This window comes from Candidatus Kapaibacterium thiocyanatum, assembly GCA_001899175.1.
GTDB lineage: Bacteria > Bacteroidota > Ignavibacteria > Kapaibacteriales > Kapaibacteriaceae > Kapaibacterium > Kapaibacterium thiocyanatum.
This window is the reverse complement of record MKVH01000015.1, coordinates 46,347-72,179: the sequence shown is the minus strand read 5'-3', so window position 1 is coordinate 72,179 and position 25,833 is coordinate 46,347. Positions and strand designations below refer to the sequence as shown.

The 25,833-nt window shown below is 59.7% G+C and carries 26 protein-coding genes and 1 pseudogene; 16 read left to right on the top strand and 11 right to left on the bottom strand.

Translation table 11 applies throughout. The annotated features are described in order from the left end of the window. The first annotated feature begins 6 nt into the window (after positions 1-6). The 3 genes from BGO89_05515 to BGO89_05505 all read left to right on the top strand — a co-directional run bounded on the left by BGO89_05515 (position 7) and on the right by BGO89_05505 (position 3,414). Complete coding sequence (locus BGO89_05515; GenBank protein OJX58760.1) at positions 7-1,905, top strand: hypothetical protein; 1,899 nt, start codon at positions 7-9, stop codon at positions 1,903-1,905. 7 nt (positions 1,906-1,912) lie between these two features. Then, entirely contained in the window at positions 1,913-2,131 is a 219-nt protein-coding gene (locus BGO89_05510; protein ID OJX58759.1) for a hypothetical protein, read from the top strand. 572 nt (positions 2,132-2,703) lie between these two features. Beyond that, a complete protein-coding gene (locus BGO89_05505) occupies positions 2,704-3,414 on the top strand; it encodes a hypothetical protein (protein ID OJX58773.1) in 711 nt (236 codons plus the stop codon). Here BGO89_05505 and BGO89_05500 read toward each other — a convergent pair. Next, the gene (locus tag BGO89_05500; protein OJX58758.1) at positions 3,407-3,982 is read right to left on the bottom strand and encodes a hypothetical protein; all 576 of its coding nucleotides are present in this window, start codon (positions 3,980-3,982) and stop codon (positions 3,407-3,409) included. The genes BGO89_05505 and BGO89_05500 overlap by 8 nt on opposite strands. Before the next feature lie 916 nt (positions 3,983-4,898). Between BGO89_05500 and BGO89_05495 the strand changes: the two genes are divergently transcribed. From BGO89_05495 to BGO89_05465, 7 genes are all read left to right on the top strand, one after another. Beyond that, positions 4,899-6,983: a hypothetical protein gene (locus BGO89_05495; protein ID OJX58757.1), complete on the top strand. Its 2,085-nt coding sequence runs from the start codon at positions 4,899-4,901 to the stop codon at positions 6,981-6,983. Between the two features lie 202 nt (positions 6,984-7,185). After that, positions 7,186-7,560, top strand: a complete 375-nt coding sequence (locus BGO89_05490; GenBank protein OJX58772.1) for a hypothetical protein — start codon at positions 7,186-7,188, stop codon at positions 7,558-7,560. A 52-nt stretch (positions 7,561-7,612) separates the two neighbouring features. Next, positions 7,613-8,218, top strand: a complete 606-nt coding sequence (locus tag BGO89_05485) for a hypothetical protein (protein OJX58756.1) — start codon at positions 7,613-7,615, stop codon at positions 8,216-8,218. A gap of 1 nt (position 8,219) precedes the next feature. After that, positions 8,220-8,582 (top strand): mannose-6-phosphate isomerase, encoded by a 363-nt coding sequence (locus tag BGO89_05480; GenBank protein OJX58755.1) that lies wholly within the window; start codon positions 8,220-8,222, stop codon positions 8,580-8,582. Beyond that, a complete protein-coding gene (locus BGO89_05475; protein OJX58754.1) occupies positions 8,563-9,003 on the top strand; it encodes a hypothetical protein in 441 nt (146 codons plus the stop codon). Before BGO89_05480 ends, BGO89_05475 begins: the two co-directional genes overlap by 20 nt. Then, positions 9,000-9,359: a ferredoxin gene (locus BGO89_05470; protein ID OJX58753.1), complete on the top strand. Its 360-nt coding sequence runs from the start codon at positions 9,000-9,002 to the stop codon at positions 9,357-9,359. The genes BGO89_05475 and BGO89_05470 overlap by 4 nt, the downstream gene beginning before the upstream one ends. Positions 9,360-9,388: 29 nt before the next feature. Then, positions 9,389-9,763 carry an MmcQ-like protein gene (locus tag BGO89_05465; protein OJX58771.1) on the top strand — a complete coding sequence of 125 codons (375 nt, stop codon included), beginning with the start codon at positions 9,389-9,391 and terminating at the stop codon, positions 9,761-9,763. Positions 9,764-9,871: 108 nt separating this feature from the next. Here BGO89_05465 and BGO89_05460 read toward each other — a convergent pair whose 3' ends face one another. From BGO89_05460 to BGO89_05415, 10 genes and pseudogenes are all read right to left on the bottom strand, one after another. Then, positions 9,872-11,221, bottom strand: a complete 1,350-nt coding sequence (locus BGO89_05460) for a hypothetical protein (GenBank protein ID OJX58752.1) — start codon at positions 11,219-11,221, stop codon at positions 9,872-9,874. Further along, positions 11,218-11,535, bottom strand: a complete 318-nt coding sequence (locus BGO89_05455; GenBank protein OJX58751.1) for a hypothetical protein — start codon at positions 11,533-11,535, stop codon at positions 11,218-11,220. The genes BGO89_05460 and BGO89_05455 overlap by 4 nt, the downstream gene beginning before the upstream one ends. Then, entirely contained in the window at positions 11,532-12,866 is a 1,335-nt protein-coding gene (locus tag BGO89_05450) for a Na+/H+ antiporter NhaA (protein ID OJX58750.1), read from the bottom strand. The genes BGO89_05455 and BGO89_05450 overlap by 4 nt, the downstream gene beginning before the upstream one ends. A gap of 16 nt (positions 12,867-12,882) precedes the next feature. After that, positions 12,883-13,752 carry a glucose-1-phosphate thymidylyltransferase gene (locus tag BGO89_05445; protein ID OJX58749.1) on the bottom strand — a complete coding sequence of 290 codons (870 nt, stop codon included), beginning with the start codon at positions 13,750-13,752 and terminating at the stop codon, positions 12,883-12,885. Between the two features lie 24 nt (positions 13,753-13,776). Further along, positions 13,777-14,496 (bottom strand): phosphate transport system regulatory protein PhoU, encoded by a 720-nt coding sequence (locus tag BGO89_05440; GenBank protein OJX58748.1) that lies wholly within the window; start codon positions 14,494-14,496, stop codon positions 13,777-13,779. Between the two features lie 4 nt (positions 14,497-14,500). Then, the gene (locus BGO89_05435; GenBank protein OJX58747.1) at positions 14,501-15,268 is read right to left on the bottom strand and encodes a phosphate ABC transporter ATP-binding protein; all 768 of its coding nucleotides are present in this window, start codon (positions 15,266-15,268) and stop codon (positions 14,501-14,503) included. Between the two features lie 31 nt (positions 15,269-15,299). Beyond that, positions 15,300-16,190: a phosphate ABC transporter, permease protein PstA gene (locus BGO89_05430; GenBank protein ID OJX58770.1), complete on the bottom strand. Its 891-nt coding sequence runs from the start codon at positions 16,188-16,190 to the stop codon at positions 15,300-15,302. 24 nt (positions 16,191-16,214) lie between these two features. Then, positions 16,215-16,988 (bottom strand): annotated as a pseudogene (locus BGO89_05425) (phosphate ABC transporter permease subunit PstC). A gap of 497 nt (positions 16,989-17,485) precedes the next feature. Next, complete coding sequence (locus BGO89_05420) at positions 17,486-18,328, bottom strand: phosphate-binding protein (protein ID OJX58746.1); 843 nt, start codon at positions 18,326-18,328, stop codon at positions 17,486-17,488. A gap of 191 nt (positions 18,329-18,519) precedes the next feature. Then, the gene (locus BGO89_05415; protein ID OJX58745.1) at positions 18,520-19,755 is read right to left on the bottom strand and encodes a hypothetical protein; all 1,236 of its coding nucleotides are present in this window, start codon (positions 19,753-19,755) and stop codon (positions 18,520-18,522) included. Between the two features lie 84 nt (positions 19,756-19,839). Between BGO89_05415 and BGO89_05410 the strand changes: the two genes are divergently transcribed. The 6 genes from BGO89_05410 to BGO89_05385 all read left to right on the top strand — a co-directional run bounded on the left by BGO89_05410 (position 19,840) and on the right by BGO89_05385 (position 25,828). Beyond that, on the top strand, positions 19,840-20,799 hold the full coding sequence (locus BGO89_05410; protein OJX58744.1) for a 6-phosphofructokinase: 960 nt from the start codon (positions 19,840-19,842) through the stop codon (positions 20,797-20,799). Between the two features lie 9 nt (positions 20,800-20,808). Then, positions 20,809-21,084 carry a hypothetical protein gene (locus BGO89_05405; GenBank protein ID OJX58743.1) on the top strand — a complete coding sequence of 92 codons (276 nt, stop codon included), beginning with the start codon at positions 20,809-20,811 and terminating at the stop codon, positions 21,082-21,084. An 89-nt stretch (positions 21,085-21,173) separates the two neighbouring features. Then, complete coding sequence (locus BGO89_05400) at positions 21,174-21,950, top strand: hypothetical protein (GenBank protein ID OJX58769.1); 777 nt, start codon at positions 21,174-21,176, stop codon at positions 21,948-21,950. A gap of 19 nt (positions 21,951-21,969) precedes the next feature. Further along, positions 21,970-23,313 carry a hypothetical protein gene (locus tag BGO89_05395; protein ID OJX58742.1) on the top strand — a complete coding sequence of 448 codons (1,344 nt, stop codon included), beginning with the start codon at positions 21,970-21,972 and terminating at the stop codon, positions 23,311-23,313. Further along, the gene (locus BGO89_05390) at positions 23,313-24,197 is read left to right on the top strand and encodes a hypothetical protein (protein OJX58768.1); all 885 of its coding nucleotides are present in this window, start codon (positions 23,313-23,315) and stop codon (positions 24,195-24,197) included. Before BGO89_05395 ends, BGO89_05390 begins: the two co-directional genes overlap by 1 nt. Further along, the gene (locus BGO89_05385) at positions 24,194-25,828 is read left to right on the top strand and encodes an adenine deaminase (protein ID OJX58741.1); all 1,635 of its coding nucleotides are present in this window, start codon (positions 24,194-24,196) and stop codon (positions 25,826-25,828) included. The genes BGO89_05390 and BGO89_05385 overlap by 4 nt, the downstream gene beginning before the upstream one ends. Positions 25,829-25,833: the final 5 nt, after the last annotated feature.

The following is a 25,833-nucleotide window of genomic DNA, read 5'->3' as shown; positions in this document are numbered from 1 at the left end:
GGAACCATGCGGCGCTTCACGAGAAGGGCCATGACCGATCCGGTGACATCCGTTCTTCTGGATGACGTGACGATCACGATGAATGCCACGACGAGTAACGTCGTGGACGTGGTAAGCGAAGCGGCGGCCGGTATCGCGGGCTACACTGCGGACGTGAAGAACCAGACGACGGGCCAGACGGCGACGGATGCCAAAGGCCAGCAGACGCAGAACATTGGCATGAACGAAGCACGGACGACGGAATGGAGATCGGACGGCGACGTCAAACGTGTAACGACTGCGAGTACTGTCCTCACGCATGCCTACGATGCCTTCGGAAGAGTCGTCCGTACCCGATCGAGTACGGACGACAAGACGTGGTACCGTATCCATGGTACCAGCATGGACGAAGCCTTGTATACGAGAACCGGCAGCAACACCCCGGCCATACAGGAGTGGACGCTCTATGGTATCGGTCGTGTGGGTGTCGACAGAACCACAGGAAGTGCAAGCAGCGGCGACATCCACTACCGCATCATCGGCAGTAAGCTCTACGAGCTGAACGATCACCTCGGCAGTGTCAGAGGATTGGTAACGGACGTGAAGATCCCCGATGGCAGTGGCCGCTTCAACGCCGAAGAGGTGGAGGTACGAGACTACGACCCCTATGGTCAAGAAAGGCCCAACCGTGCAGTGACGGCATTGACCAACCTGTACGGCTATGCCTGGCACGGTATGCGCAAGCAGATCGAGGGCGGATGGGTGAACGACTACGGTACGCTGTTCCGGCCGTACGAGGGTGGACTTGGACGGTGGAGCAGTCAGGACCCGATCATGAGATCGTGGATGACTCCGTATCAAGGAATGGGACTCAATCCAATGAGCTTCGTCGATCCTCTCGGCCTCGAAGAGTCGAGTCCGCTGGCGCCGGGAAGTAGTGGTAGCACTGGTGGAAGTAGTGGAGCGGGAATGGCGGCCTTCAATGCTACTGCCATTGCAATGCAAATGGGTGGAACGCGGGCTCCCATGGCGAAGGATGCAACGCCGCCGCAGGCACAAGGGAGTAGTGGGTTCGCAAGTTCGGTCGGTGGCTTCTTCGGTGGCATCGGTGACTGGCTAGCCGGACTCTTCAACAAGAACAACGAGGGATCCGTATCGCTAGGCAAGGTTACGTACGAGGTAGCAGAGGACGATGACGACTGGCTTCAGCCATCCAAGTATCTCTACCCACCACCTGAGGCATTGTTCGGTAACAAACCGGTTGAGCCGATCGTGGTACCGCCGATGGTATTGGGAGTCTTTCGTATCGCCGGAGGTGTGGGCATGCTCGCCCTGGCCGCAGGTGGCGAGGTCGGTTCGGCGGGTCTTGCGACACCGCTTGTACTCGCTACAGTAGGTGTGGCTACGGATCAAATCGTGACGGGGTACATAGAGGTTACGACGAACACGTCGCAGCAGTCGCTGGTTACCCAGGGCGTAAAGAAAGGACTGGAAACTGCTGGTGTGTCACCAGAATATGCCGGTCCCATGGCAGCAGGCACCGAACTAGGCCTTACATTTGGGCTGTCGTGGGCTACAGCCGTCAGGATGCCGCAGGTGCAAGTCCCTGCGCAGAGGCCCGTGACGGGAAGTGTGCTGCCTAGTAATAGGATTGGGCATATATTCAGAAATTCCAAAGGACACTTGCCCAATACACCTGCAAATCGACAACTACTTCTAGATGTAGCAGATGATCCCACTGCTATACTCGGTCCAGATAAATATGGGAACACTTGGGCGGCCAGAAATCTCGAGAATGGAACACAGATTTGGGTGCAAAAACGAGGGAATCAGATTATCAATGGTGGTGTAAATTCCATCCCTAAGACCTATAGTCCCACACGTGGCTTGTCGGGTGAGAATTTTGGAAAAACAGGTAAGCATTGAGGAAACCATGACACAGCAAACAGTCCTAACAAGCAAGCAAGCATATGCAGCAATGTTTTTCTTTCTCGAAATGATGTATGAAAGTACTCAGTCAGAGGAACTGGCTGGGTTGTTGGGATCTCTCTCTCTACTTGAGGATGGTTCACCGGCTGACGGTGCAATGGAGAAAGAGTGGGCCCAAGCCGTGACAATGGCGTTGGAGAAGGGAACTGCCCCTTCGCTCTAGTCGGTAGGGGTAGTGTTTCAATATGTTGATGGCGTGTTCGCAAGCGCCGTCATCGGCATGAATACTGGCTTTCTGTTCTCGTAAGAAGTTCGAAATCAAGGATGTCTCGTCCGGGTCTCCCGGGAGGGGGCGTCCTTGAGTGGTTTTTGAGCCAACCTCCGGACCTCGTGTTCCAATGTGTTGATGAGGATTCATGAAGCGACTACGTGTCTTTGTACACGGAGAAACGCATTCGTGGAATGTTCATTGACAATGGGATATACGCTCGCCGATCATGTGGGCGACATCGGGTGGACAATACGACGAGTTCTGCGCGCCTGATCAAGCGGACGCCGCCGTCGTACGATCCGTCGACGGGGAACACGATGATGCCGGTCCGATCATCCCCCCCCCCATTTGGTTGACAGTGTGGTGTTCTCCAACTTCCATCTGGAAGGGAGACATGTATGACGGAGAAATTAGAAACGCTACGATGAGGCGTTCAGGCGAGAAGCCATCGCGACGGTGCTCAGGTCTTTCGTCCACACCCCGTTACCCGTCGTACTTACGTGTATCCCCGATGTCGTAATCCCATATGGAGTCATCCCATCGTATCCAGTATCACCGCCGACACACCTCTCTGCCCCACCTGCAACTCACCGAGCGTGAAGAACGGTCACGCCAACGGACGGCAACGACTGAAATGTACATCCTGCAAACGCTGCTTCATGGAACACTACCGATATCCTGCCTGCATACGGAACATGGATGCCGACATCGCAGCCCATATACGGGAAGGATGCGGTATCCGCAGCATCGCAAGGCTCCTCGGAATAGGACCGGCGACAGTGGTTCGGAGGATCAGACGTATAGCCGATCGTATTGCTCCACCCATTTCGGACAAAGGTCTGGAGTACGAAATCGATGAGCTGTGTACCTACATCGGAAGCAGGACGAATGTCCAATGGATCATCTACGCGTTGGAACGCACTACGAAGATGGTGGCGGCCTTCACTGTCGGTAGCAGGACGAGTGTGGTGCTGGGAACGGTTACGAGCGTCGTACTCGAATCCGAACCGGTCAGGATCCATACCGACAAGCTACCCGGTTATGCATATCTGATACCACGGGATGTTCACAGGATGCGCCCATACGGGACGAATCATATCGAACGGAAGAACGTGAGTATCCGGACTCATGTGAAGCGTCTTGCACGCAGAACGATCTGCTATTCGAAACGCAGCGATATGCTCGAGGCCTGCATGAAGATCTACTTCTGGTACGGCGCCACCCGTGTCATGTAGACCGTACCTGTGCCCGCTGCAACCTCTCCAGATACTGTATTAATCTGCCTCTGATCCGCCGATACGTCATTCGCCACACGCAAAGTGCAGCGGTGAAGAAGCCGTAGGCAAGGATGATGGTGAGGATGGAAAGGAGATTGTCGTGTCGTATGCCGATGGATGGGTCCATGCTGATATAGGGATTATAGAAGCCCATAACCACGGTTCTTCGACCCGAACGGGTGCGTACCCATATGCGAAGAGGTTTGCCGATCTCGATACTGGAGTAGACGGTACCCGTGGTATAGAGGTTGTCAAAGAGGTACTTCTCGATATGATAGGTCTGTGTTTGCGTTCTAACGACGAGGCGATCGATACTGTTACGGTATTCGCGTTTCTGCTCGTGCGTAATTCTGGTCGGAACGATGTCGAATGAAGAGAGATCGTCGGTACCGATCAACGGGAAACGATACGACCCGACGCAGAAGAGGAAGATCGCAGGTGCTACGGCGATCGAAGCCCATATGGCCTTCCAGTCCTTTTTGCCAAGCTGACGGATGAAACCCGGGAGAAGAACGATTATCGGCATGATGGCTAGGACGTAGTAGTGTTGACGTGATGGGTGGCTGTCATGACAGGTCGGGGCGCATCGTCACGATCTTCCGTATCGACTGTCTCAGATACCACAGATATCAGATGCCACAGACCAGACCGGAGCCGCCGACGATCATCGCCCACATGCGGTTGCCGTCGCGCTCGGCCATGCCGGCCGATGCATCGAGGGTGATGTGGCTGTTGCGGAGACCGAGGACGATGTGGGAGAGGCCGGAATCATGTTCGACCCATACCCTGCGAGGTTCGCCCGGGACGATGTGGTCTAGGAAGTCCTCGTTGGTATAGTGGTCTACACAGATATTTCTGCGCAGGAGGTAGTCCAGCGTATCCGTATGGATGGCGATTCCATCGAGTCCGCTGTTGCTCCCCTATGCGCGTCGTGTAATCGACCGACGTCGGTTACGACGTCGTGATCGACGAAGCTCCGCGGTAGTGAGAGAGGGAACGGTGAGAAGCCATACTGCCACGATAGCGGCGATGGCGAATGCGAGAACCATCGTCCCGATCACCGTTCGTTCCCTGTGATCGGGCTCTCGGCCCGTTCCTGCATCGGTCATGACAGATACGCGACTTCTGCCTCCAAACCGCCAATATAGTCCGAAGTCGGTGAGCCGCAAGGTAACGAACGATGGTCCGGGACGTCATCCATGGATGGAACCGAATCGCGTCTCGGCCTTCGAAAAGGTTGATTTTGTCCTTACCTCCTTTGTCGGGATATTATGGGGAGGAATGGCATCGGCGAGTTGCGGCATGGACGTCCGAGCATGCTGTGTACTTCCGAGATGGGCAGGCCAGACACACTCCCTGGGTCGGTTATGAAGGCAGCACAAGCACCTGCAACGGGCAACGTTCGCATAGAGCCCGGACAATCCGGAATCCATGTTCCATCGATGCGGATCGGACTGATTCTTTCCATCGCATGCCTGGTCGTACTCGACGCCTGTACGCCGGCGCGGGAACACGGACAGGATCATCCGGGCTATGTAGTTCCCGTAGAACGCGCCGTGGACAGTCTGGTCACGATCGGTCAGATGTCCAGAGGGAAAGCCGTACTGGATTCCGTCTATCGTGCGCTGGAAAATCCCGGAACGGGAGACCGGTACGAACTGCTGGCTCGACTGAACTATATCTACGGTGCCATTCTGCACGACAACACCATGGCCTCCCTGTATGCTGACAGTATGATGCTTGTCATCAAGGAGGACGTGGACGCCTATCCGGAACAGTGGGCGCATTCCCTGTTCTCGAAGGGCGATGCGTTGCTCGGGCTGAAGAACTACGGCGAAGCCTTCGAGTTCTACTATCAGGGCCGCCGGTTCGTGCAGCAGCGGGCCGACAGTTGTGGTATGAGCCAGTTCACGAACCGACTCGCGGGGCTTCGCTACAAACAGGGACGGTATCGTGATGCCGTAGGGTACTACAAGGAAGCGGTCCTCGAACATGGATACTGCACCGACAGAACGGATTTCTACAAGTACTTCGCCGAAGGACAGGGCCAGGTCAACAGCGTAGGTATATGCTATGAGCGCATGAACGTCATGGATACGGCCCTGTACTACTATAACCTGGCATTGAACTTCATCAAGGAACGTGAACCGTTCTTCACCGATCCACGTCACCGTGACTTCATCGAACAGGCGAAGGGCGTCATCTATGGAAATCTTGGTGGCGTCTATCTCCATCTCAAGGACTACGGGAATGCCGAATCGTATCTGAAGGAGGGAATACGCCTGAACGATCGACCCGATCACCCGATACGCGATGCACAGTTGACGAAGGAAAAACTGGCTTCCCTGTTCATCGAAACGGAGCGGTATCGCGAAGCGGACGAATTATTGCGCGATCTGCGCAGGTCGCTCGATACGATACCGAATCGCGAAGCCGAGCTGCGGTGGAGGAAACGGCGATGGATCTACTACGATCGTACAGCACCGAACGGACCACTTGCCTATGCGGCTCTGTTGAACTATCTGCAGTTGAAGGATTCCGTCGATGCCGCACAACGTGAACTGTTCCGGGTCGACTTCGTACCCGAGTTCCGGCTGCTGGATCAGGAGTATCAGGTAGCCCTCCTGAGCAAGGAGGACGAGCAGAAGACCATGTTCCTCTGGGTGGCAATCGTCATCCTGTCCATGTCCATCGTCATCGGTCTTCTCGTATGGTATGACCTGCGCCGATCACGGAAGCACGTCGCCAAGCTGACCAGACTGAACCGGACGATCAGGGAACAGAACATCCAGTTGCACCGGACTCTCGAAGCGCTGGAACAGAGTCAGGAAGACAATACACGGATGATGAAGATCGTGGCCCATGATCTTCGCAGTCCGGTCGGTGGCATCGACATGATCGCCGCCACGCTGCTGCACGAAGGCGGACACACGGACGACCACCGCGGTATGCTGCAGTTGATCCGGACGACGAGTACGGCCACGCTCGAGTTGATCGGGCAGCTCCTGCACGTGCACGGCAAGAAGGAGAATCTGAAGCTGGATCCCGTCAACCTGCACATGCTCCTGCAGTATTGCGTGGACGTTGCGCGCTTCAGGGCGAACGACAAGGGACAGCAGTTGATCCTCGAGACCGTACCGGTGGTGATGATGCTGGATCGCGAGCGGATCTGGCGTGTGCTCAGCAACCTGATAGGCAACGCCATCAAGTTCAGTCCGGACGGCTCCGCCATCACGATACGGATGATGAGTGAGTCGGGTGCGGCGCTGATCGAGGTGGAGGACAACGGCATCGGTATTCCCGACAGCATCAAGGACAGGATCTTCGACATGTTCACCGATGCGAAACGTCCGGGCACGTCTGGTGAGGAATCCTTCGGTCTCGGTCTGGCGATCTCGAAGCAGATCGTCGAGGCCCACGGTGGCAGGTTATGGTTCGAGAGTTCGGTGGACCGGGGAACGGTCTTTCGTGTGCAGCTCCCCGGCCCGATCATGGAGATTTCCTCGACGGCAGAGCATGATGCCTGATCGGCGCATCGGTGTTCACCTTCGTGATTCGTCCATACTACGCACGATGCGTAACGCAGGATGCGCGATGCCCGCATCATCGTCATGCGACAGCGGTACGCCTACCGGCAGATCCACCTGCGCCGTCGCATCTTGAATGGAACGCCATGGAATTCGTAGGTTGTACCGACGTTTCGTTCATGCTGATACGGCTATTGCAATGATGGCACGCACGACATCGATCTACGGAGCGCTCCTGATCCTTCTTGGGACGGGATCGTTCATCGCGACGAAGGCACCGACGGCCCTAATACCGGCGGGCTTCGGTCTGATCTTCCTTCTTCTCGGCGTCATGGCCCGGAAAGAATCGTTGCGGGGTCATGCCATGCATGCGGCCGCAGCCGTGGCGACCTTCGGAATGGTGGCGACGGTGAGCGCCGTGCCGAAGCTCGTCCACCTGCTCTCGGGAACGCCGATGGAGCGGCCTGTGGCCATCTGGACGCAGAGCGTGATGTCCGTCATCTGCCTCACCTACGTGACGCTCGCCGTGCGTTCCTTCATTCGTGCCCGGCGGGCCCGGAACGAAGCCGCCCAATGAACGAATGAACGGCAGATCGTATTTTTACGACCCATCATTCCTGGAATCCTTCATGCTCCGTTACGTTCTCGGACTTTCCGCAGCGGCCATGCTGTCCGCCTCCGTACCATCCACGGCCTGTACGGGCTGCGCCTATGCATTCGCGAATGCCGCCGCGCGCCATATCACCCTTGCCACGACGAGCGTCCTGCTGCCCGCAGGTGAATTCAAGAAGCCGAAGGCGAGCACGAAGAAGTACGACGGCAAGGCCATGGGGGCACTGTGGGTGAATCCGAAGGTATGGCTGCCTGCGACGGAGAAACAGGGAGAACATTCCGACTTCGAACTGGAACACGAGACCGGCAATGCCCAGGTCATCGTCATGTCGTCCAAGGACTTCTATCCGTTCGACCTGTTCATGAAGGGATTCATGGAAGGGATGAAGGAAGTGGCCCCGGACATCGAGCAGGTGTCGACGGAAGATCGTACGGTCAACGGTGCGAAGCTGAAGTTCATTCGTCTGAAGTGCACGATGAATTCCATGCCCATCACCTACTTCGGCTATATCTACAGCGGTGCGCGCGGAAGCGTCCAGGTTCTGGCGACGCTGCCGTCGGAGATCGCCGATGAGCTGTATCCCGATATCGAGAATGCCCTCAACGGCTTAACGGTGAAGTAACATGCTCGTGCGTAACCTTGCGGACTGTGAAGAGTTCATTGCCGGTGACGGGACGATCCTGCGTGAGTTGCTCCATCCCGATAAACAGCCGATCGACCTGCGATACAGTCTTGCCCACGCCATCGTGCCGCCAGGACAGATCTCGCATCTGCACGCGTTGAGAACGTCGGAAGTGTATTACATCATGTCCGGCAACGGTGTGATGGAGATCGACGGCGAGGAACGCGAGGTAGGGCCGGGCGACGCCATCTACATCCCGCCGGATGCCCGGCAGCGGATCCGCAACGCAGGCGACGAGCCCATCGTCTTCATCTGCATCGTGGATCCCGCATGGAAGGTCGAGGATGAAACCATCTTCGACTGACGCGACGTCGGTCTCCGTTTGCGAACGGATACGGTGGTCGGACTGCGACCCGGCCGGCATCATGTATTTCGGCACCTACGTGCGTCTGCACGAGATCGCCGAAACGGAGATGATGCGCGCCTGCGGCTTCCCGTATTCCGCCGAAGGAATGGATGCCCTCGATGCCTGGGTGCTGAGGGTGAACTTCTCCATCGACTTCGTGGCGCCGGTATCGCTCGACGACGAAGTGGTCGTCGACATCTGGATCGGCGAGATCGGCGGTGCTTCGTTCCGTCAGGAATTCGAGGTGAGGATCGCCGGTTCGGACGACGTGGCGGCGCGCGGCCGATGCACGACGGTCACGGTGGACAGGACGACGAGGAAGGCACGTCGTATTCCCGATGCCTTGCGTACTGCACTGATGCGATTGGTACGATCATGAGCAAGAAACTTGCCGAGAAGGTCGAGGAACTGGGTATCGGTACCCATCGCCGCCACATCTTTCTGTGTGCGGATCCCACGAAGCCGAAGTGCTGTGCCCGGGAGGACGGTATCGAGGCCTGGGATTATCTGAAGACGCGGCTGAAGGAACTGGGACTGTCCGAGCCGGGTGGTGTCTATCGTACGAAGGCCAACTGTCTTCGAGTCTGCGTCATGGGGCCTATCGCCGTCGTCCATCCCGACAACGTATGGTATCGGTCCTGTACGCCCGACGTGCTGGAACTGATCATCCAGGAACATCTGATCGGGGGGAACGTCGTCGAGAAGTATCGCATCATGTCGCCGGAGCTGGAATAGACATTCACCGATTCAGGAGCATCATCATGATGGACGTCGCCGATATCCGTAGCTATTGCCTGGCGAAGCCGGGCACGTCCGATGACATGCCCTTCGACGATACCGTCATCGTCGCCCGCGTGCTGGGAAAGATCTTCGCCTTTCTCCCGCTCGACACGATTCCTACCGTCATCGCCCTCAAGTGCGATCCCGAGCGTGCCGTGGAGCTGCGCGAACGATACGACGCCGTACGTCCGGGCTTCCACCTCAACAAGAAACACTGGAACAGTATCACCTGCGACGGCAGCGTTCCCGTACACATGCTCAGGGAGCTGATCGATCATTCGTACGATCTCGTGGCGAAGGGACTGAGCAAGCGCCAGCGCGACGAGCTCGCCGAACTCAGCGAGAGGGAGAGCGGCTGAGCATCGGGTATCGCCGTTTCCGTCGTCGCATCGTTTCCCGTCGACACCGTAGCATCCGTGCGAACGGGGGGATTCGTCTGCCCGTCGTGCCCGGGTATTGCGTGACGATCATACATGAGGTTCCGGATCGCGCCGTTGTTCCGGAAGATCGTTCGGCAGGGGATTGAAGGTCAACGTCGTCATCCGTCGTACGACATAGACTGTGAATACGGAAGAGAACAGCAGGGGGAGCAGCATGCCGTAATTGCCACTGACCTCGAACAGGATGATGGCCCCCGCCAGGGGAGCGCGAAAGGTGCCTGCGACCACGGCACCTGCACAGACGAGAGCGTACAGTCCTGCATTGATGTCCGGGAAGATGAAATGGAGTGACGTCCCGAGACAAAAGCCGAACAGGGCACCCGTCTTCATCGCCGGAGCGAACGTTCCTCCTTCTCCACCGCTACCGAGTGTGATGGCATTCGTCAGGGGCTTCAGAAGTACTGTCAGTGCCGCCATCCAGAGAATGCCGTTGCCTGCGATGGCATTGTTCACGGGTGTATACGTCGTTTCCAGAAGTGCGGGAACGGCCATGAGAGGAATGCCCGCCACGACACCGCCCAGACATGGGCGGAACCACGTCGGCAATGGCGCGAGGGCGCTGCGGGTTCGCCGGAAACACCAGTCGTACGTACGCAGGTAGTAGACGGCGGTCACTGCCGAGAGCAGGCCTGCGATGGCGAGCAGGGGATACTCCGCGAGCGGTACGGAAACGACGTTCGGAGAGCGTAGCAGAGGGTCGTTGCCGAGTACCGTCCGTACGGTCGCCGTCGCCAGGACCGATGAGATGACGATAGGAACGAACGTGCGTGCGCGCAGCTCGCCGGTGATGGCTTCGACGGCGAAGAGGATGCCGCCGAGTGGAGCGTTGAAGATCCCACTGATGGCCGCCGCCGCCCCAGCCGCCCCGAGGATACGGATATGACGTCGGTCCATGGCGCCCAGCCGGGCCAACCCTGATGCGACGGAAGCTCCAAGGACGACTGTGGGCGATTCACGTCCGGCGCCACCGCCGCTTGCGATGGAGATGGACGAGAGGATGATGGCATGGAAGGCATGACGCCAGGTAAGAGGTGCGGACCGTTCGGACAGCGATGCGGCGACGGTATGGAGGCCATGATGGTCGACATCGCGGAAGAACACGGATTTCAGCACACCCACGCAGAGTCCACCGAGGCCGGTGATCAAGGGGATGAGAAGGACCGTGAGATTCGTCGTATGGAAGATGCCGGGTGACAGTGCCTGGAAGCCGCGATCCACGATCTCGAGTACGAGATGGAAGACCACGATGGCGAGGCCTGCCACGCCGCCGACGATAGCCGAGCTGACGATAAGAGCGTCATCGGTCAGGCGATAGAGCGTTGCCCGGTCGATCAGTCGTGAAAGCGCATCGCCGAGTCTCCGAAGGCGAACCTTCACGGAGCGATGACGTGAAGCTCGTCCATCACGGTGCGTTCCGCACGCACGCGAGCTCCGTAGCGTTCGCGATGCAATGCCTGGAGATCGGCGGCGAAGTCGTGCCGGTATCGTTCGTAGTCCGCCGGTGTGTTGCACGAGTATCGTATGCAGTAGGTTTCCGCATCGTCGTCGCGCGGTTCGGTGATGCGATGCATGCGCGCCTCGAGCCACACGCCGGTGTTCAGGACGTCGGGAATGTGGATGTCCTTCATCCACTGCGACCAGTCCGACGAAAGCTCGCGGGGAACGTGAACGGTGACCTGATAGATCGTCATATCGATCTGCCTTTCGTTGTCGCGGGGAGGGAACGGCTCAGCAGGACGAGACCGAACACTGCCGATATCGTACTCCCGACCAGGATGCTGAGTTTCGCCACGTCGAGACTGTGCTGGTCGGTGAAGGCGAGATTGGCCACGAAGAGTGCCATCGTGAAGCCGATGCCGCACAGGAGCGACACGCCGTAGATATGCCGTAGCGTCGTGCTGTCCGGCAGCGTCGCCCAGCCGAACCGCACGGAGAGCCATGCAGCGAGCGATACGCCGATCTGCTTGCCGAGGAAGAGTCCGAGTGCGATGCCGAGCGAGACGGGTGAGAACAGGTTGCCGACCATCGTGGCGTCGATGGCGACGCCGGAATTGGCGAGGGCGAAGACGGGCATGATGACGAAGGAGACGTAGGGTTGCAGTGCATGCTCGATGCGGATGAGAGGGGATTGCACCTGTTCCGACATTTTCTCGAGCTGATGGATGGCATCGGAGTTCGTGGCTTCGTCGCCGCTGTCACGCCTGCGGAACACGTCGTTGACGAGCCCGTGCGCACGGTCGAAGAACGACCTTCTGTCGATGCGCGGGCGCGCGGGAATCGTCAGGGCCAGCACGACGCCGGCGATCGTGGCATGGACGCCGCTGAAGAGAACGAGCAGCCACAGCACGATGCCGAATACGGTATAGAACTTGATGGAGTGGATTCCGATCCTGTTGCCTGCATAGAGAATGCCGGTGACGACAAGGGCCCAGAGCAGCAGTTCGACGTCGAGCGATGCCGAATAGAAGAGGGCGATGACGAGGACGGAGAGAAGGTCGTCGACGATGGCCAGCGCTGCGAGGAAGACTTTCAGCCCCAGTGGCACCCTGTTGCCGAGCAAGGCCAGGATTCCGAGAGCGAAGGCGATGTCCGTCGCTACGGGCACGCCCCATCCTCGTGCAGTGGGTGTACCCGCGTTGAAGGCCAGATAGATGAGGGCAGGGAAGAGCATGCCGAAGACGGCGCCGATCATCGGCAGCAGGGCCTTCTTCAGTGAAGAGAGTTCACCGACGAGCATCTCGCGCTTGATCTCGAGGCCGACGCTCAGGAAGAAGACGACCATGAGGCCGTCGTTCACGAAATGGCCGAGCGTGAAATGGAGATGGAAGCTCCCCAGCATGAATTCCAGGGGCAGGGCCAGCAACGCATGATAGCTGCCGCCGAGCGGCGAGTTGATCCATGCGAGGGCTACGGCGGTGGCGACGAGGATGACGATACCGGCCGAACTCGAGGACCGGAAGAACGCCTGGAATGCCGTGCCGAGCGGAGTGGCGAGGAGTCGGTTCTTCTGTCGTTTCTGCATTCGTTCGTCCTGGTATTCAACTCAATATCTGCTCGCAGTATCGCCGGTAGTCCGATGGTGGCAGCATGGCCACGGCGTGATGGTACTCTTCCGTCGTGATGAAGCCCCGATACAGGGCCACTTCCTCGAGGCAGCCGATCTTCGTTCCCTGACGCTTCTCGATGGCATGGATGAAGGTGCCCGCCTCGATGAGGCTTTCCGGCGTTCCCGTATCGAGCCAGGCGATGCCGCGGCCGAGTGGTACGACGTGGAGATCGTTGCGTTCGAGGTAGATCCTGTGGACGTCGGTGATTTCGAGCTCGCCGCGCTCGCTGGGCTTCAGGGAAGCGGCGACGTCGCACACACCGGCATTGTAGACGTAGAGTCCGGGAATGGCCATCGACGAGCGGGGCTTCGCGGGTTTCTCCTCGATGGAGAGGACACGGCCGTCGGCTCCCATTTCCACGACGCCGTAGCGCTGCGGATCCTGTACGCGATAGCCGAAGATCGTGGCGCCGGACGTATTGCGCAGGGCGGTGCGGAGGAAGTCGAGCTTGCCGTAGAAGAGGTTGTCGCCGAGGATCAGACAGACCTGGTCGTCGCCGATGAAGTCGCGTCCGATGACGAGCGCTTCGGCGATGCCGCGGGGTGCGTCCTGCGTAGCGTAGGAGATGGAGATACCGAGCCGTTTGCCGTCCCCGAGCAGCCGCTCGAAGGCCGGAATGTCCTGTGGTGTGGAGATCAGCAGGACGTCACGGATACCCGCCATCATCAGTGTGGACAGCGGATAGTAGATCATCGGCTTGTCGTAGACGGGCTGCAACTGCTTGCTGAAGGCAGCCGTCATCGGATACAGTCGTGTGCCGCTGCCACCGGCCAGCACGATACCTTTCGTTGTCGGAGTCATCGTGCAATCTATCAAATGCTGGGCTTAGTCTCCTTCTCCGGACGGTTCGGCGTCGTCGTGGGCGGACAGCAGGTCGATGCCTTCGGCATTGATCGAGCGATGTCGTACGAGCTTCGCCTGGGCGAGGAAGATCACGTTCTCGGCGATGTTCGTGGCATGGTCGGCCATGCGTTCGATGTCGTAGAGGGTCACGAGAAGATGTGCACCGGCCTCGATGTTGGCGGGGTCGTTCTTCATCATGTCCACGAGGTCGCGTTGCAGTGCTTCGTAGAGGTTGTCGACCGTCGTATCCGTCGGCAGGATGTGTGCCGCGAGTTCGGGGTCGTTGTTGATGAAGGCGTCGAGGCTCGACTTCAGCATCCTGTAGGTGGCGGCGCAGATACGGTCGAAGCCGATACCTGAGGCCAGGGGAACGGTGGCGGGTACGCGGATGACCATCGTGGCGATGTTGTGCGCCATGTCGCCGATGCGTTCGAGTTCGTTGTTGATCTTCACGGCGGCCAGCAGCAGGCGGAGGTCGCTCGCCACGGGCTGGTTCAGGGCGAAGATGCGCTGGCACTGCTTGTCGATCTTGAGGTCGAGCTTGTCCACCTTGTCATCGCGCTCGGCGACGATCTTGGCCAACTCGGCATTGCCTTCGTTGAGGGCACGGAAGGAAAACTCGGCCTGTTCCTCCACGAGGGAACCCATGCGGATGAGGCGAGTGCGCAGCTTGTCGAGGTCTTCTTCGAACGTCTTGTTCATGGTCTTAGCCGAAACGGCCGGTAATGTAGTCTTCGGTTTCTTTCTTCGACGGACTCGTGAAGATGGTACGCGTACGATCGAACTCGATGAGACGTCCCATGAGGAAAAATCCTGTGTAGTCACTGACCCGTGCAGCCTGCTGCATGTTGTGGGTGACGAGGACGATGGTATAGGTGTTCTTGAGTTCGGTGATGAGTTCTTCGACCTTGCCGGTGGAGATGGGATCGAGTGCCGAACAGGGTTCGTCCATCAGCAGGATTTCCGGGTTGACGGCGATGGCGCGTGCGATGCACAGACGCTGCTGCTGTCCGCCCGAAAGACCGAGGGCCGTGTTATGCAGGCGATCCTTCACTTCCTCCCACAGCGCCGCCTTGCGCAGGCACGACTCCACGACTCCGTCCATCTCGCTCTTGCTCTTCTTCTCCGTGAGCGTGAGGCCGTAGGTGATGTTCTCGTAGATGGACTTGGGGAACGGAATCGACTTCTGGAACACCATGCCGATACGCCGCCGCAACGTGACGACGTCGACGTCCTTCGCATAGACGTCCGTGCCATCGACTTCCATCCTGCCGCCGATGCGGACACCGTCGATGAGGTCGTTCATGCGGTTGATCGAACGCAGGAAGGTGGACTTGCCGCAGCCGGACGGGCCGATGAAGGCCGTCACGCGGTGGTCGTACATTTCGATGTTGATGTCGAAGAGGGCCTGCTTCGGTCCATAGTGAACCGAGAAGTCCTGCGTTCGAGCCTTTGTAAGAAGATCCTTGGCCATGATGTTCTCGTTGTATCCGGTTGCGCGGTGCTCAGGAAGCGCGGCGCAGCCGTGACCTGATGAAGATGGCGGTGAAGTTCAGAAGGAACGTGAGTCCGAGCAGCACCAGCGTGGTGGCATACTGCAGGGGCATCGTGAGGTCGACGTTGGGCGACTGCGTACTGAGGACGAACAAGTGGTATCCAAGGTGCATGAACTTGTCCGTGACCGACGACGGCAGCACTTCCGATGAATACGTCACACCCACGAAGAGGATGGCGGCGACTTCGCCCGCACCGCGTCCGACGGCCAGGATGGAACCCGTGAGGATACCCGTGACGGAGTTGGGCAGCACGACGCGCGTGATGGTCTGCCAGCGTGTGGCGCCCAGGGCGAGGCTAGCCTCGCGCAGTTCGCGGGGAACGGCCTTGAGCGCTTCCTCCACGGAGACGATGACGACGGGCAGCGTGAGGACTGCGAGCGTGGCAGCCGACCACAGCAGGGAGCCGTCGCCGAAGGCCGACGATCCCGTCATGCCGTCGAGCCCCTTGCCGATGAACTGGACGAAGAAGCCGACGCCGAAGAGGCCGAAGACGATGGACGGTACGCCGGCGAGCGTGTTGACGGCGAAGCGTACGCTGCGGGCGAAGAACGACGTCTGCTTGGCGTATTCGGTCAGGTAGATGGCCGTGGCCGTGCCGATGGGTACGCCCAGGATCGTCATGAGCAGCACGAGGAGCGTTGTGCCTGCCAGTGCAGGCCAGATACCACCTTCGGTGTTGTTGTTGCGTGGGAATTCGGAGAGGAAGGACCAACTGATGTGCGGTGCGCCTTCCACGACGAAGATGCCCAGCATGCCGAGGATGATGCCGATGATGGCCACCACGGCCGTGAGGGCGACGAGGATGGAGAAGGCACCGAGGATGCGCTTCGGCAGGGGCATGTGTCCGGAGAGATTCATCGCGTCTTACTTCCCCTGGAACCGTTTGATGAATCGCTGCTTGACGTAGAGCTCGGTGATGGCGTTGAGACCGAAGCTGAAGATGAAGAGCATCACGCCGAGCAGGAAGAGGATACCGTAGTGTTCGGATCCCCATACGACTTCACCCATTTCGGAGCCGATGGTGGCGGCCACGGTGCGGGCTCCCTGGACGATGCTCCACGACGATGCGGGAGCGTTGCCGGTGGCCATGATGGCGATCATCGTCTCACCGAAGGCACGCCCGATGCCGAGCAGCACCGCTGCGAAGACGCCGGGCGCCGCGGCCGGAAGCATCACGCGATAGGCCGTCTGCCATTCCGTGGAACCGAGGGCCAGCGATGCGGCACGCAGCGATTGCGGAACGGCGGAGAGCGAGTCCTCGGCGATGGTGAAGACGATGGGAATCACGGCCAGAGAAAGGCCGATACCACCGACGAGGGCGTTGAGCCGCATGTCCGTACCGAGAACGTCCTGCACGAAGCTGGCGACGGTGAACATGCAGAAGAAGCCGATGACGACGGACGGGAAGCCGGCGAGCAGTTCGATGGTGGGCTTGATGATTTCGCGCACGCGGCGCTTCGCGAAGAAGGCCGAGTAGATGGCGGCGAGGATGCCGAGAGGTGCGCCGATCAGGATGGCGATGAACGTCGTCTTGGCCGTACCGATGAGGAGCGGTAGGATGCCGAACTTCGGCTGGTCGCCACCCACGGGTTGCCAGGCCGCGTCCATGAGCTTCTGCCAGAGACTCTTCGGTTCCGGTCCAGCTGCAGGTTCGGCTGCGGGCTTCGTCGGCGTGGGTCGGGACGTCGTGGCGACGTCATGGGAGGCGGGCGGTTCGGCCGCGACCGACGGTTTGGCCCGATGGGGCGTGGGTTCCGCCATCACGGCATCGGGGTTGTAGACTTCCGGGGAATCCTCGTCGACGGCGGCTGCGATCTGCGGCGCGGGCCTGGCCGTGACCGGTGCACCTTCCTCACCGTCGAGCGGATTGTAGATCTCCGGTTCGTCGAGGTTGGCACGCTCTTCGGCCGTCATGACGTCCGGATTGTAGAGCTCCGGCTTCAGGTCCGTGTCGGCGTCCGTGACGGCGGTGTTCACCGGTGCTTCGTGCTTCGCGGTGAAAAGGGTGGCCGCTTCGCGGAACACGAAGATGAAGATCAGGAAGATGACGAGGATCGAGAAGGAAGCGATGATGCGGATGGACCACTCCGCGATCCGTTCACCGGGATGCTTGTGTGTCGACCGGAATGGATTCATCAGAACTTCTTGATAGGATAGTAGCCAACGTCCTTCACGACCTTCTGTCCTGCCGGGCTGATGACCCAGTCGATGAACGCCTTCTCCGTACCCTTCGGACGCTCGTTGAGGTAGAAGTAGAGGAAGCGGGAGATAGGATATTCACCGGACAGGATGGACGCCTCGGTGGGCGTGACGTAGGCCGAGCCCTTTTCCTTCGCGACGCCCAGGGGACGTACGTTGGCGGCATAGGCGGCGCCACCGAAGCCGATGGCGTTGGGGTCCTTCGACACGGCGTTGATGAGGGCGGCCGTACCGGCCATGTGCTGGGCTTCGGCCGCGAAGTCCTGCTTGAGCAGGACGTGCTCCTTGAAGAACTCGTACGTGCCGGAGTTGTTCTCGCGGCTGTAGAGGATGATGGGCTTGTCGGCTCCGCCCACGTCCTTCCAGTTACGTACCTGGCCGGTGAAGATCAGGCGGATCTGTTCGATCGTGAGCTGCTTCACGGAATTGTTCTTGTGGACGTAGACGGCCAGGCCATCCCGCGCGACGCGCACTTCCATGCCGCGGTACTGATACTTCTCCTTGAGCTGACGTACTTCGGCTGGCTTGATGGGGCGGGAGGACGAGCAGATGTCCGTGGTGCCGTTGATGAGGGCGGCGATGCCGGTGCCCGAGCCACCTCCGGTGACCTGGAATTCGAGGCCCTTCTTGTTCGGATAGAGTTCCGTCCAGCGCTGGACGAGGATGACCATCGTATCGGAGCCCTTGATGGTGATGCGCTCGGGCGCGGATGCTGCGACGAAGGTCGGCAGGATCATCAGAAGAACGACCGGAGCGAACCGGCGAAGGGCGTCGAACATGGAGCTATCCGCACGATGAATCAAAATCGGGGCGCAATTTACACAGTGCTTCCACCACGGTCGACCGGTGGAACCACTCTGTTACCTTTTGATAATACTGTCCGCCACGTCATGATACGGGCGGGCAATATGGTGCGTAACATTCGTAATACCAACACCATACGAATGGGGCGGCTTGCGCCGCACCGTGCTCAGATCCCCAGTTCCATGTTGAAGCGGCCGAAGTAGAAGGCCGACTTCACGTCGGTCGCGAGGACTTCGCGGTCTCCCCGGCCGAGCTCGATCTGCATCTTCACGCGGTGCTTGTTGAGGTAGTAGCCGAGGTTGAGGGAGGTCGTCTGGTCCGTGAATCCTTCCGGCAGCATCTTGAGGTCGTCATCCGGTACGACGCGGGCGAAACGCGTCCCGACTTCGAACATGAAGGGGAAGCAGTAGGTGACCTGGGCCAGCATGCCATGCCCGACGAAGACGGCGGCGACCTTGCCGTCGCTGGAACGCGTCAGGGGATCGTCGGAACGACGGCGGGCGTATTCACAATAGACGGCTAGGCCGGAATACTTCAGGAGTGCGTCGGCATAGAGGGTTTGGGCAGTACGCTGTTCGTAGAGCTTGGCACCGAGTGAGCCTCGCGTCCGCGTCTGGTTTTCGTTGTGCTGGAAGGACAGACCGACGCTGACCTTGGGCGCAGGCTCGCGGAGGAGATCGCCTTCGAAGTAGTCGCCGCCCTTGAGGAAGGAGCCGAAGGGCAGGATCTCCGCACGTCCGGTATAGGCCAGTCCGCCACCGGGGATGGCCGGCTGGTTACGTCCATCGCCGCTGCTGATGGCCCCGCGGAGGTTGACGATGACGTCGCCGTCGACAGGGCGCCAGAAGCCCTGGAAGCCGAAGTCACGGTCGAGTGTGAATGCCGAATTCACGATGGAGCGGTCAGGGAACTGGATATCCGCGGACGAGATCACGCGCTGGCGGTTGCCGGGCAGCTTCGTCTGGCCGAAGGAGACCTGGAGTCTAGGGGAGAAATTCCAGAAGATCATGGCGTCGCGCACGATGTTCGGGAATTGCGTATCCGTATAGTCGAGGTCGCCCCGGGCGAAGGACAGTTGGAGGTTGAAGGTCAGGCGCGGGTCCACCAGGTGGCCGCCGAAGCGGATGCGGAGGCGCCGGACGGCCCAGTCCGTCGAGGCGAAGGAAAGGTCGTCGACACTCTTCGTCGTGACCGTGGCCGTGTTCTGCATGCGGAACCGCATCATGACCTTGCTCGAGCTGTCGGCCGTGGCGAAGGAAATGCCGTCGGTGTTGAAGTCGAAACTGGAGTGAGACGACGTCGTCGCCTGTGCGGATGCGGTCCGGGGCATGAGCAGAATGGCGGCTGCCACGAGCGACAGCGTACCGAGCGCCGTTACCGAGCGCAGGAAGAGTGTGGCCATTGGTGATGGGCGAGGTTGTGATGAACTTCCACGATGCGGCGCGAAACTACTCACGGACGGGGCTTTCGTCCTATTTTCGCGGCCATGAAACGCATTGCAGTGTTCACCAGCGGGGGCGACGCCCCCGGCATGAACGCCCATGTTCGTGCCGTCGAGCGGACGGCACAGAAGCGAGGGCTGGAAGTCATCGGAATCATCGGCGGTTATGCAGGTATGATCGCCGGACATATGGAAGTGCTGGACCGTATCCGTACCGCCAATATCCTGGATCGGGGTGGCACCGTACTGAAGACCAGCCGTTGTCCCGAATTCCACGAACCGGAAGGCCGTACGAAGGCTGCCGAACAGCTCGCGAAGCACGGCATCGACGGAGTCGTGGCCTGCGGTGGCGACGGTACGTTCCATGGCGCCCATTCCCTCTATGCCGAACACGGCATTCCCATCGTGGGCACCCCGGGTACCATCGATAACGACCTGTCGGGAACGGACTTCACGATCGGCTACGATACGGCTATCAATACGGCAGCCCAAGCCATCGACAAGATCCGCGACACAGCGGACAGCCATGGCCGGCTGTTCTTCGTCGAAGTGATGGGACGTCATGCAGGCTTCATCGCCATGGACGTGGGCGTGGCCTGCGGCGCGGAATTCATCGCCGTGCCGGAGACGCTGACGGACATCGAGGTGCTCTATCAACGCATCATGGCCCAGGGACTCGACAAGCGGACGGTCGTCATCGTCGGCGAAGGCGACGAGTCGGGTGGCGCCATGCAACTCTCGAAGAAGATCGAGGAACGCTACGAAATCTCGTCCAAGGTCTCCATCCTCGGACACGTCCAGCGTGGTGGTGCGCCTACCGTGCGTGACCGCGTTCTGGCCGCCCGCCTCGGCGCCGCGGCGGTGGACGCATTGCTCGACGGCGTCACGGACGTGATGATCGGCGAAATGAACGGTCAGGTATCACACGTTCCGCTCGAGCGGACGTGGGTGACCCGTAAACCCGTACCTTCATATCTTATCGATCTCGCAACATTGCTCGTATAGGTCAACAGCATGCAACCTTCATTTCTTACCGTCGTGCAGATGTTCCAGCTCGAGGGCATGGTCGCCCTCGGAAAGATGTTGAACCCTGCCACGAACCAGATCACGAAGAACCTCGATCATGCCAAGTACGTGATCGACATCCTCGATATCCTGGCCGAAAAGACGTCGGGCAACCTTACCGATGACGAGAAGAAGTTCCTCGATCATACGGTGAGCACCCTCAAGCTCAACTTCCTCGAAGAATCGAAGAGCAACGTGCTTCCGTCCCCATCGGGAACAGCCTGATGCGTCGTTTCGCCCTCCTCGCCTTCACGCTGCGTCCGGACGCCGTCGCGTGGGCACTCCATACGGCCAACCGCCTTCTCGACGAAGGAGTGGAAGTATACATCGACGAGTCCCTCGCCGCCGTCTTTCCTCCCGAAACGACGTCGCGATGTGAAATCGTGTCGCCGCTCGAATTCGAGAAGTTCTCGGACATGGTGATCTCGTTCGGAGGCGATGGTACGCTGCTGGCCGCTGCCCGGCTGCTCATTGGTTCGGACGTGCCGATCATGGGCGTGAACGTCGGCAAGCTGGGCTTCCTGGCGGAATTTCCGGTATCGGCGCTCGATGAAGCCATCATGGACGTCATCAAGGGCAACTACCGGATCGTCGACCGGACGACGCTGCAGACGAGGGTGAACGGCAAGGACGTCCATGCACTCAATGAAATCCTCGTCGAGAAGGCATCGTCATCGAAGATGATCTCGATACGTGCCTTCGTCAACGAACATCACGTCGCCGACTATCGTGCCGATGGCGTCATCGTCACGACGCCGACGGGGTCGACGGCCTATTCGCTGTCCGCGGGCGGGCCTATCATCGCTCCATCGGCACGGGCCTTCTGCCTGACTCCGGTCTCTCCTCATACCCTCACACTGAGGCCGCTCATCGTCCAGGACACGAGCGAGATCCGCTTCGAGCTGCCGTTCGACGGTATGGAAGCCAATCTCGTGGCCGACGGACAGATCATCACGACGGTGACGAAGGGAGACGTGGTGACGATCACCAAGAGCGATCATCTCGTCAAGCTCGTCAAGCGCGCGGACAGTACCTACTACGATCTCCTGCGCGAGAAGCTGCTGTGGTCGGCCGACGCGACACGGAAATAAGCATCGCGGAGATCCCATCATGAAGCGAGAGTTGACGTTTGTCCAGGCGACGGCGATCAACATGATCGACATGGTCGGTATCGGACCGTTCATCACGACGGCAGCCGTAGCCGCTACCATGGGCTTCGGTCCGTATGCGCTGCTGGCATGGGTCGTGGGAATGGTCCTGGCCTTCGTCGATGCGGCGATCTGGAGCGAGCTCGGTGCGAAGATGCCTCTGGCCGGGGGCTCCTATGCCTTCCTGAAGGAGTCGTACGGTGCGCAGTCATGGGGCCGCCTCATGGCCTTCCTGTTCGTCTGGCAGACGATCTTCCAGGCACCTCTCGTCGTGACGTCGGCAGCTCTGGGATTCTCGAAGTATCTCGGCTTCGTCGTCCATCTCGATCCGCTCGGCTCGCGCCTTGCAGGCGCTGCCCTTGTCGTGGCGATGGTTGTTCTTCTCTATCGACGCATCGGTGCGGTGGGACGTATCTCCGTCGTACTGTGGGGCGCTGTCATCCTTACCCTGCTCGGTATCGTCGTGAGTGGAGCGACGCATGCGTCGACCGATGTGGTGACGCAGTTCTTCAGCACACCGACGGGGGAGTGGCCCGATCTGCAGTTGCCCTTGCTCGGAGCCGCGACGATCGGAACGGTCTATTCCTATCTGGGATACTACAACGTCTGTCATCTCGGTGGCGAAGTGCGCAATCCCGAACGCACGATTCCGCGCAGCATGTTCGTGTCCGTCGCCGGTATCGCCATCCTCTATCTCTGCATGCAGGCAGCCATCTATGCCGTCATGCCGGTGGCCGACGTCGCTGCATCGCCCTTCATCGTGAGCACGTTCTTCGAACGGATCTACGGTCCGGTCGTCGCCAACATCGCCACATGTCTCGTCCTCGTCGTCGCCCTGTCGTCGCTCTTCAGCGTGATGCTCGGTTATACGCGCATACCGTATGCCGCGGCGAAGGACGGACTCTTCTTTCGCATCTTCGCGCGGGAGCATCCGACGATGGAGTTCCCGCACGTCTCGCTCCTCGTGCTGGGCGGTATGGGTATCCTTTTCTCGCTGACGCTCACGCTGGACGATGCCATCAAATCCATCATCACCATGCGTGTGTTCACGCAGTTCATCGCACAGGCCGTCGGACTCATGGTCCTGCGGAAACGCGTCGGTGCTGCGGCGATGCCGTGGCGCATGTGGCTCTATCCCGTACCCGTTCTGCTGGTCATCGCAGGATGGCTGGCCATCTTCTTCTCGGCGAAGCCCGTCGTCGTCGGTGGTTCGCCATATCCGCTCGCCCAGATCGCCGGAGTCGTGACGCCGATGATCGGCTGCGTCGTCTACTACTTCTTCCTTCATCGAAGGACACCTGCATGATGCGTTCGCTCCTGTGTTCGCTGTTCGTCCTGTGCTCCGTGCCATCGTTCGCACAGAGAGTGCTGATCGTGACCGCCCATCCCGACGACGAATCGGGCTGCGCCGCGACCGTCTACAAGATCTCGAAGGAACTCGGCGGTACGGTGGACCTCGCCGTGATCACCAATGGCGAAGCCGGCTACAAGTACGCCTCGCTGGCTGGCGCCGTCTACGGGTTCGATCTCACCAACGAAGAGGTCGGCCGCAGGGAGCTGCCATCCATCCGCAAACGCGAATTGATGGCGGGCGGGAAGTGGATCGGTATCAGGAACTATTTCTTCTTCGATCAGACGGACAACCACTATACGCTCGATGCCGATACGGTGCTGAAGCAGGTATGGGACGTGGAGTGGGTCAAGCATCGTCTGACGGAGATCATGATCGAAGGTGGATACGACTTCATCTTCACGATGCTGCCGACCGACGAAACGCATGGTCACCACAAGGCCGCGGGAATCATCGCCCTGCAGACGCTGTCCGACCTGCGTATCCGGTCGCGTCGGCCCGTCATCCTCGGAATGGGTGGCGGACGGAAGGACGCTGCGAAGCCCTACACGGAGTTCACAGGCTATCCCGTCACGAAGGTCGACCCGGGCGTACCTGTATTCGAATTCGACAAGCTCCAGAAGTTCGGATACAACGGCAAGCTCGACTACCGCATTCCCGTGAACTGGCTCATCTCCGAGCACAAGAGCCAGGGAGTGATGCAGACCTACATGAACATGGGAGAGAAGGAATACTTCTACTTCTTCGCGATGAATTCGCCGGACGAGGTCGAACGGGTGAAGACGCTCTTCGACCGTCTGAACGCACCATCGAACGGATCGAAAGGGAATCGTCCATGATCGCATTCGAAGGCCTGATCCACGACGTCCATGCACGGCGTTCGTTCGCCGGAAGAATCACGGTCGATGACGGACGTATCGTCTCCATCGTCGAAGACCCTGCGGCCGATACGTCGCGTTCGATCCTGCCGGGCTTCGTCGATGCCCACGTCCATATCGAATCGTCGATGCTCATACCGTCCGAGTTCGCCCGTCTTGCCGTCGTGCACGGCACCGTGGCCACGGTGAGCGATCCGCACGAGATCGGCAACGTCAACGGCATCGAAGGCGTCCGCTATATGCTCGACAACGCTTCGCGCGTGCCCTTCACCATCGCCTTCGGTGCACCGTCCTGCGTTCCGGCCACGTCCTTCGAGACGGCAGGAGCGGAGATCACGGCCGACGATATCCGGACGTTGTTCGCGGACGAACGTGTACGCTATCTCAGCGAGATGATGAACTTCCCCGGCGTCCTTCACGAGGATCCCGTCGTGATGGAGAAACTGCGCGTCGCACGGGAGCATGGACGCGTCATCGACGGTCATGCTCCGGGCCTGCGCGGTGACGATGCTCGCCGCTATGCATCGCATGGAATATCGACCGACCACGAGTGCTTCACGCTCGACGAAGCGCTGGACAAGGTGGCAGCGGGAATGAAGATCATCATCCGTGAAGGGTCTGCCGCCAGGAACTACGACGCCCTGCATCCGCTCCTCGGCCGATATCCCGAGCGCTGCATGTTCTGCAGCGACGACAAGCATCCCGATTCCCTCGTGGAAGGACATATCGACGAGCTCGTTCGGCGCTCCCTGGCGCTCGGATATGAACTCTACGACGTCCTGCGCGCGGCGAGCGTCAATCCCGTCGAGCACTACGGTCTTCCCGTCGGCCTGTTGCGCGAAGGGGATCCGGCCGATTTCATCGTCGTCGACGACGTGACGAAGCTGACGATTCTCGAAACGTGGATCCGTGGTACATGCGTCGCCTCGAACGGCTCCACGCGCATTCTGCGTGTGGAGGAAGGCACGATCAACAAGTTCGGTGCGGGCCGGATCGACGCCGGTGCCTTGCGGCTGCCCGCCACGACGGACCGTGTGCGTGTGATCGAAGCCCTGGACGGACAACTCGTCACGAACGAAGTCCATGCCTCGGCCATTCTCGAGGACGGTGCGCTGCGCTCCGATCCTTCCACGGACGTGCTGAAGATCGTCGTCGTCAATCGCTATACCGACGCGAAACCCGCCGTGGCCTTCATCCGGAACATCGGCCTGACGCACGGGGCGTTGGCCAGCAGCGTGGCCCACGATTCGCACAACGTCGTCGCCGTCGGTGTCGACGATGCCGATATCGCCGCGGCCGTCAATGCCGTGATCGACGCACGCGGCGGCGTCAGCGTCCATGCCGACGGTCGTACGGACGTCCTGCCGCTGCCCGTCGCAGGCCTCATGAGCGCTGCCGACGGGTACGAGGTGGCTGCCGCCTATGCCGCCCTGGACGGGCGGGTGAAGAGGGAACTCGGCACGGGGCTGCGTGCTCCGTTCATGACGTTGTCCTTCATGGCGCTGCTCGTCATACCGGCTCTGAAGCTCAGCGACAGGGGCCTCTTCGACGGTTCCGCATTCGCATTCGTCGATGTGAGGCTGGACGGATAGTATTT

Bases quoted from the DNA above. Each gene is read 5' to 3' on its own strand.
- BGO89_05485 (OJX58756.1), top strand. From the start codon at position 7,613: ATGCTCCGTTACGTTCTCGGACTTTCCGCAGCGGCCATGCTGTCCGCC.
- BGO89_05515 (OJX58760.1), top strand. From the start codon at position 7: ATGCGGCGCTTCACGAGAAGGGCCATGACCGATCCGGTGACATCCGTT.
- BGO89_05475 (OJX58754.1), top strand. From the start codon at position 8,563: ATGAAACCATCTTCGACTGACGCGACGTCGGTCTCCGTTTGCGAACGG.
- BGO89_05440 (OJX58748.1), bottom strand. From the start codon at position 14,496: ATGAACAAGACGTTCGAAGAAGACCTCGACAAGCTGCGCACTCGCCTC.
- BGO89_05450 (OJX58750.1), bottom strand. From the start codon at position 12,866: ATGCAGAAACGACAGAAGAACCGACTCCTCGCCACTCCGCTCGGCACG.
- BGO89_05490 (OJX58772.1), top strand. From the start codon at position 7,186: ATGGCACGCACGACATCGATCTACGGAGCGCTCCTGATCCTTCTTGGG.
- BGO89_05430 (OJX58770.1), bottom strand. From the start codon at position 16,190: ATGCCCCTGCCGAAGCGCATCCTCGGTGCCTTCTCCATCCTCGTCGCC.
- BGO89_05480 (OJX58755.1), top strand. From the start codon at position 8,220: ATGCTCGTGCGTAACCTTGCGGACTGTGAAGAGTTCATTGCCGGTGAC.
- BGO89_05470 (OJX58753.1), top strand. From the start codon at position 9,000: ATGAGCAAGAAACTTGCCGAGAAGGTCGAGGAACTGGGTATCGGTACC.
- BGO89_05510 (OJX58759.1), top strand. From the start codon at position 1,913: ATGACACAGCAAACAGTCCTAACAAGCAAGCAAGCATATGCAGCAATG.
- BGO89_05420 (OJX58746.1), bottom strand. From the start codon at position 18,328: ATGTTCGACGCCCTTCGCCGGTTCGCTCCGGTCGTTCTTCTGATGATC.
- BGO89_05395 (OJX58742.1), top strand. From the start codon at position 21,970: ATGAAGCGAGAGTTGACGTTTGTCCAGGCGACGGCGATCAACATGATC.
- BGO89_05385 (OJX58741.1), top strand. From the start codon at position 24,194: ATGATCGCATTCGAAGGCCTGATCCACGACGTCCATGCACGGCGTTCG.
- BGO89_05465 (OJX58771.1), top strand. From the start codon at position 9,389: ATGGACGTCGCCGATATCCGTAGCTATTGCCTGGCGAAGCCGGGCACG.
- BGO89_05445 (OJX58749.1), bottom strand. From the start codon at position 13,752: ATGACTCCGACAACGAAAGGTATCGTGCTGGCCGGTGGCAGCGGCACA.
- BGO89_05405 (OJX58743.1), top strand. From the start codon at position 20,809: ATGCAACCTTCATTTCTTACCGTCGTGCAGATGTTCCAGCTCGAGGGC.
- BGO89_05435 (OJX58747.1), bottom strand. From the start codon at position 15,268: ATGGCCAAGGATCTTCTTACAAAGGCTCGAACGCAGGACTTCTCGGTT.
- BGO89_05410 (OJX58744.1), top strand. From the start codon at position 19,840: ATGAAACGCATTGCAGTGTTCACCAGCGGGGGCGACGCCCCCGGCATG.
- BGO89_05415 (OJX58745.1), bottom strand. From the start codon at position 19,755: ATGGCCACACTCTTCCTGCGCTCGGTAACGGCGCTCGGTACGCTGTCG.
- BGO89_05500 (OJX58758.1), bottom strand. From the start codon at position 3,982: ATGCCGATAATCGTTCTTCTCCCGGGTTTCATCCGTCAGCTTGGCAAA.
- BGO89_05455 (OJX58751.1), bottom strand. From the start codon at position 11,535: ATGACGATCTATCAGGTCACCGTTCACGTTCCCCGCGAGCTTTCGTCG.
- BGO89_05495 (OJX58757.1), top strand. From the start codon at position 4,899: ATGCGGATCGGACTGATTCTTTCCATCGCATGCCTGGTCGTACTCGAC.
- BGO89_05390 (OJX58768.1), top strand. From the start codon at position 23,313: ATGCGTTCGCTCCTGTGTTCGCTGTTCGTCCTGTGCTCCGTGCCATCG.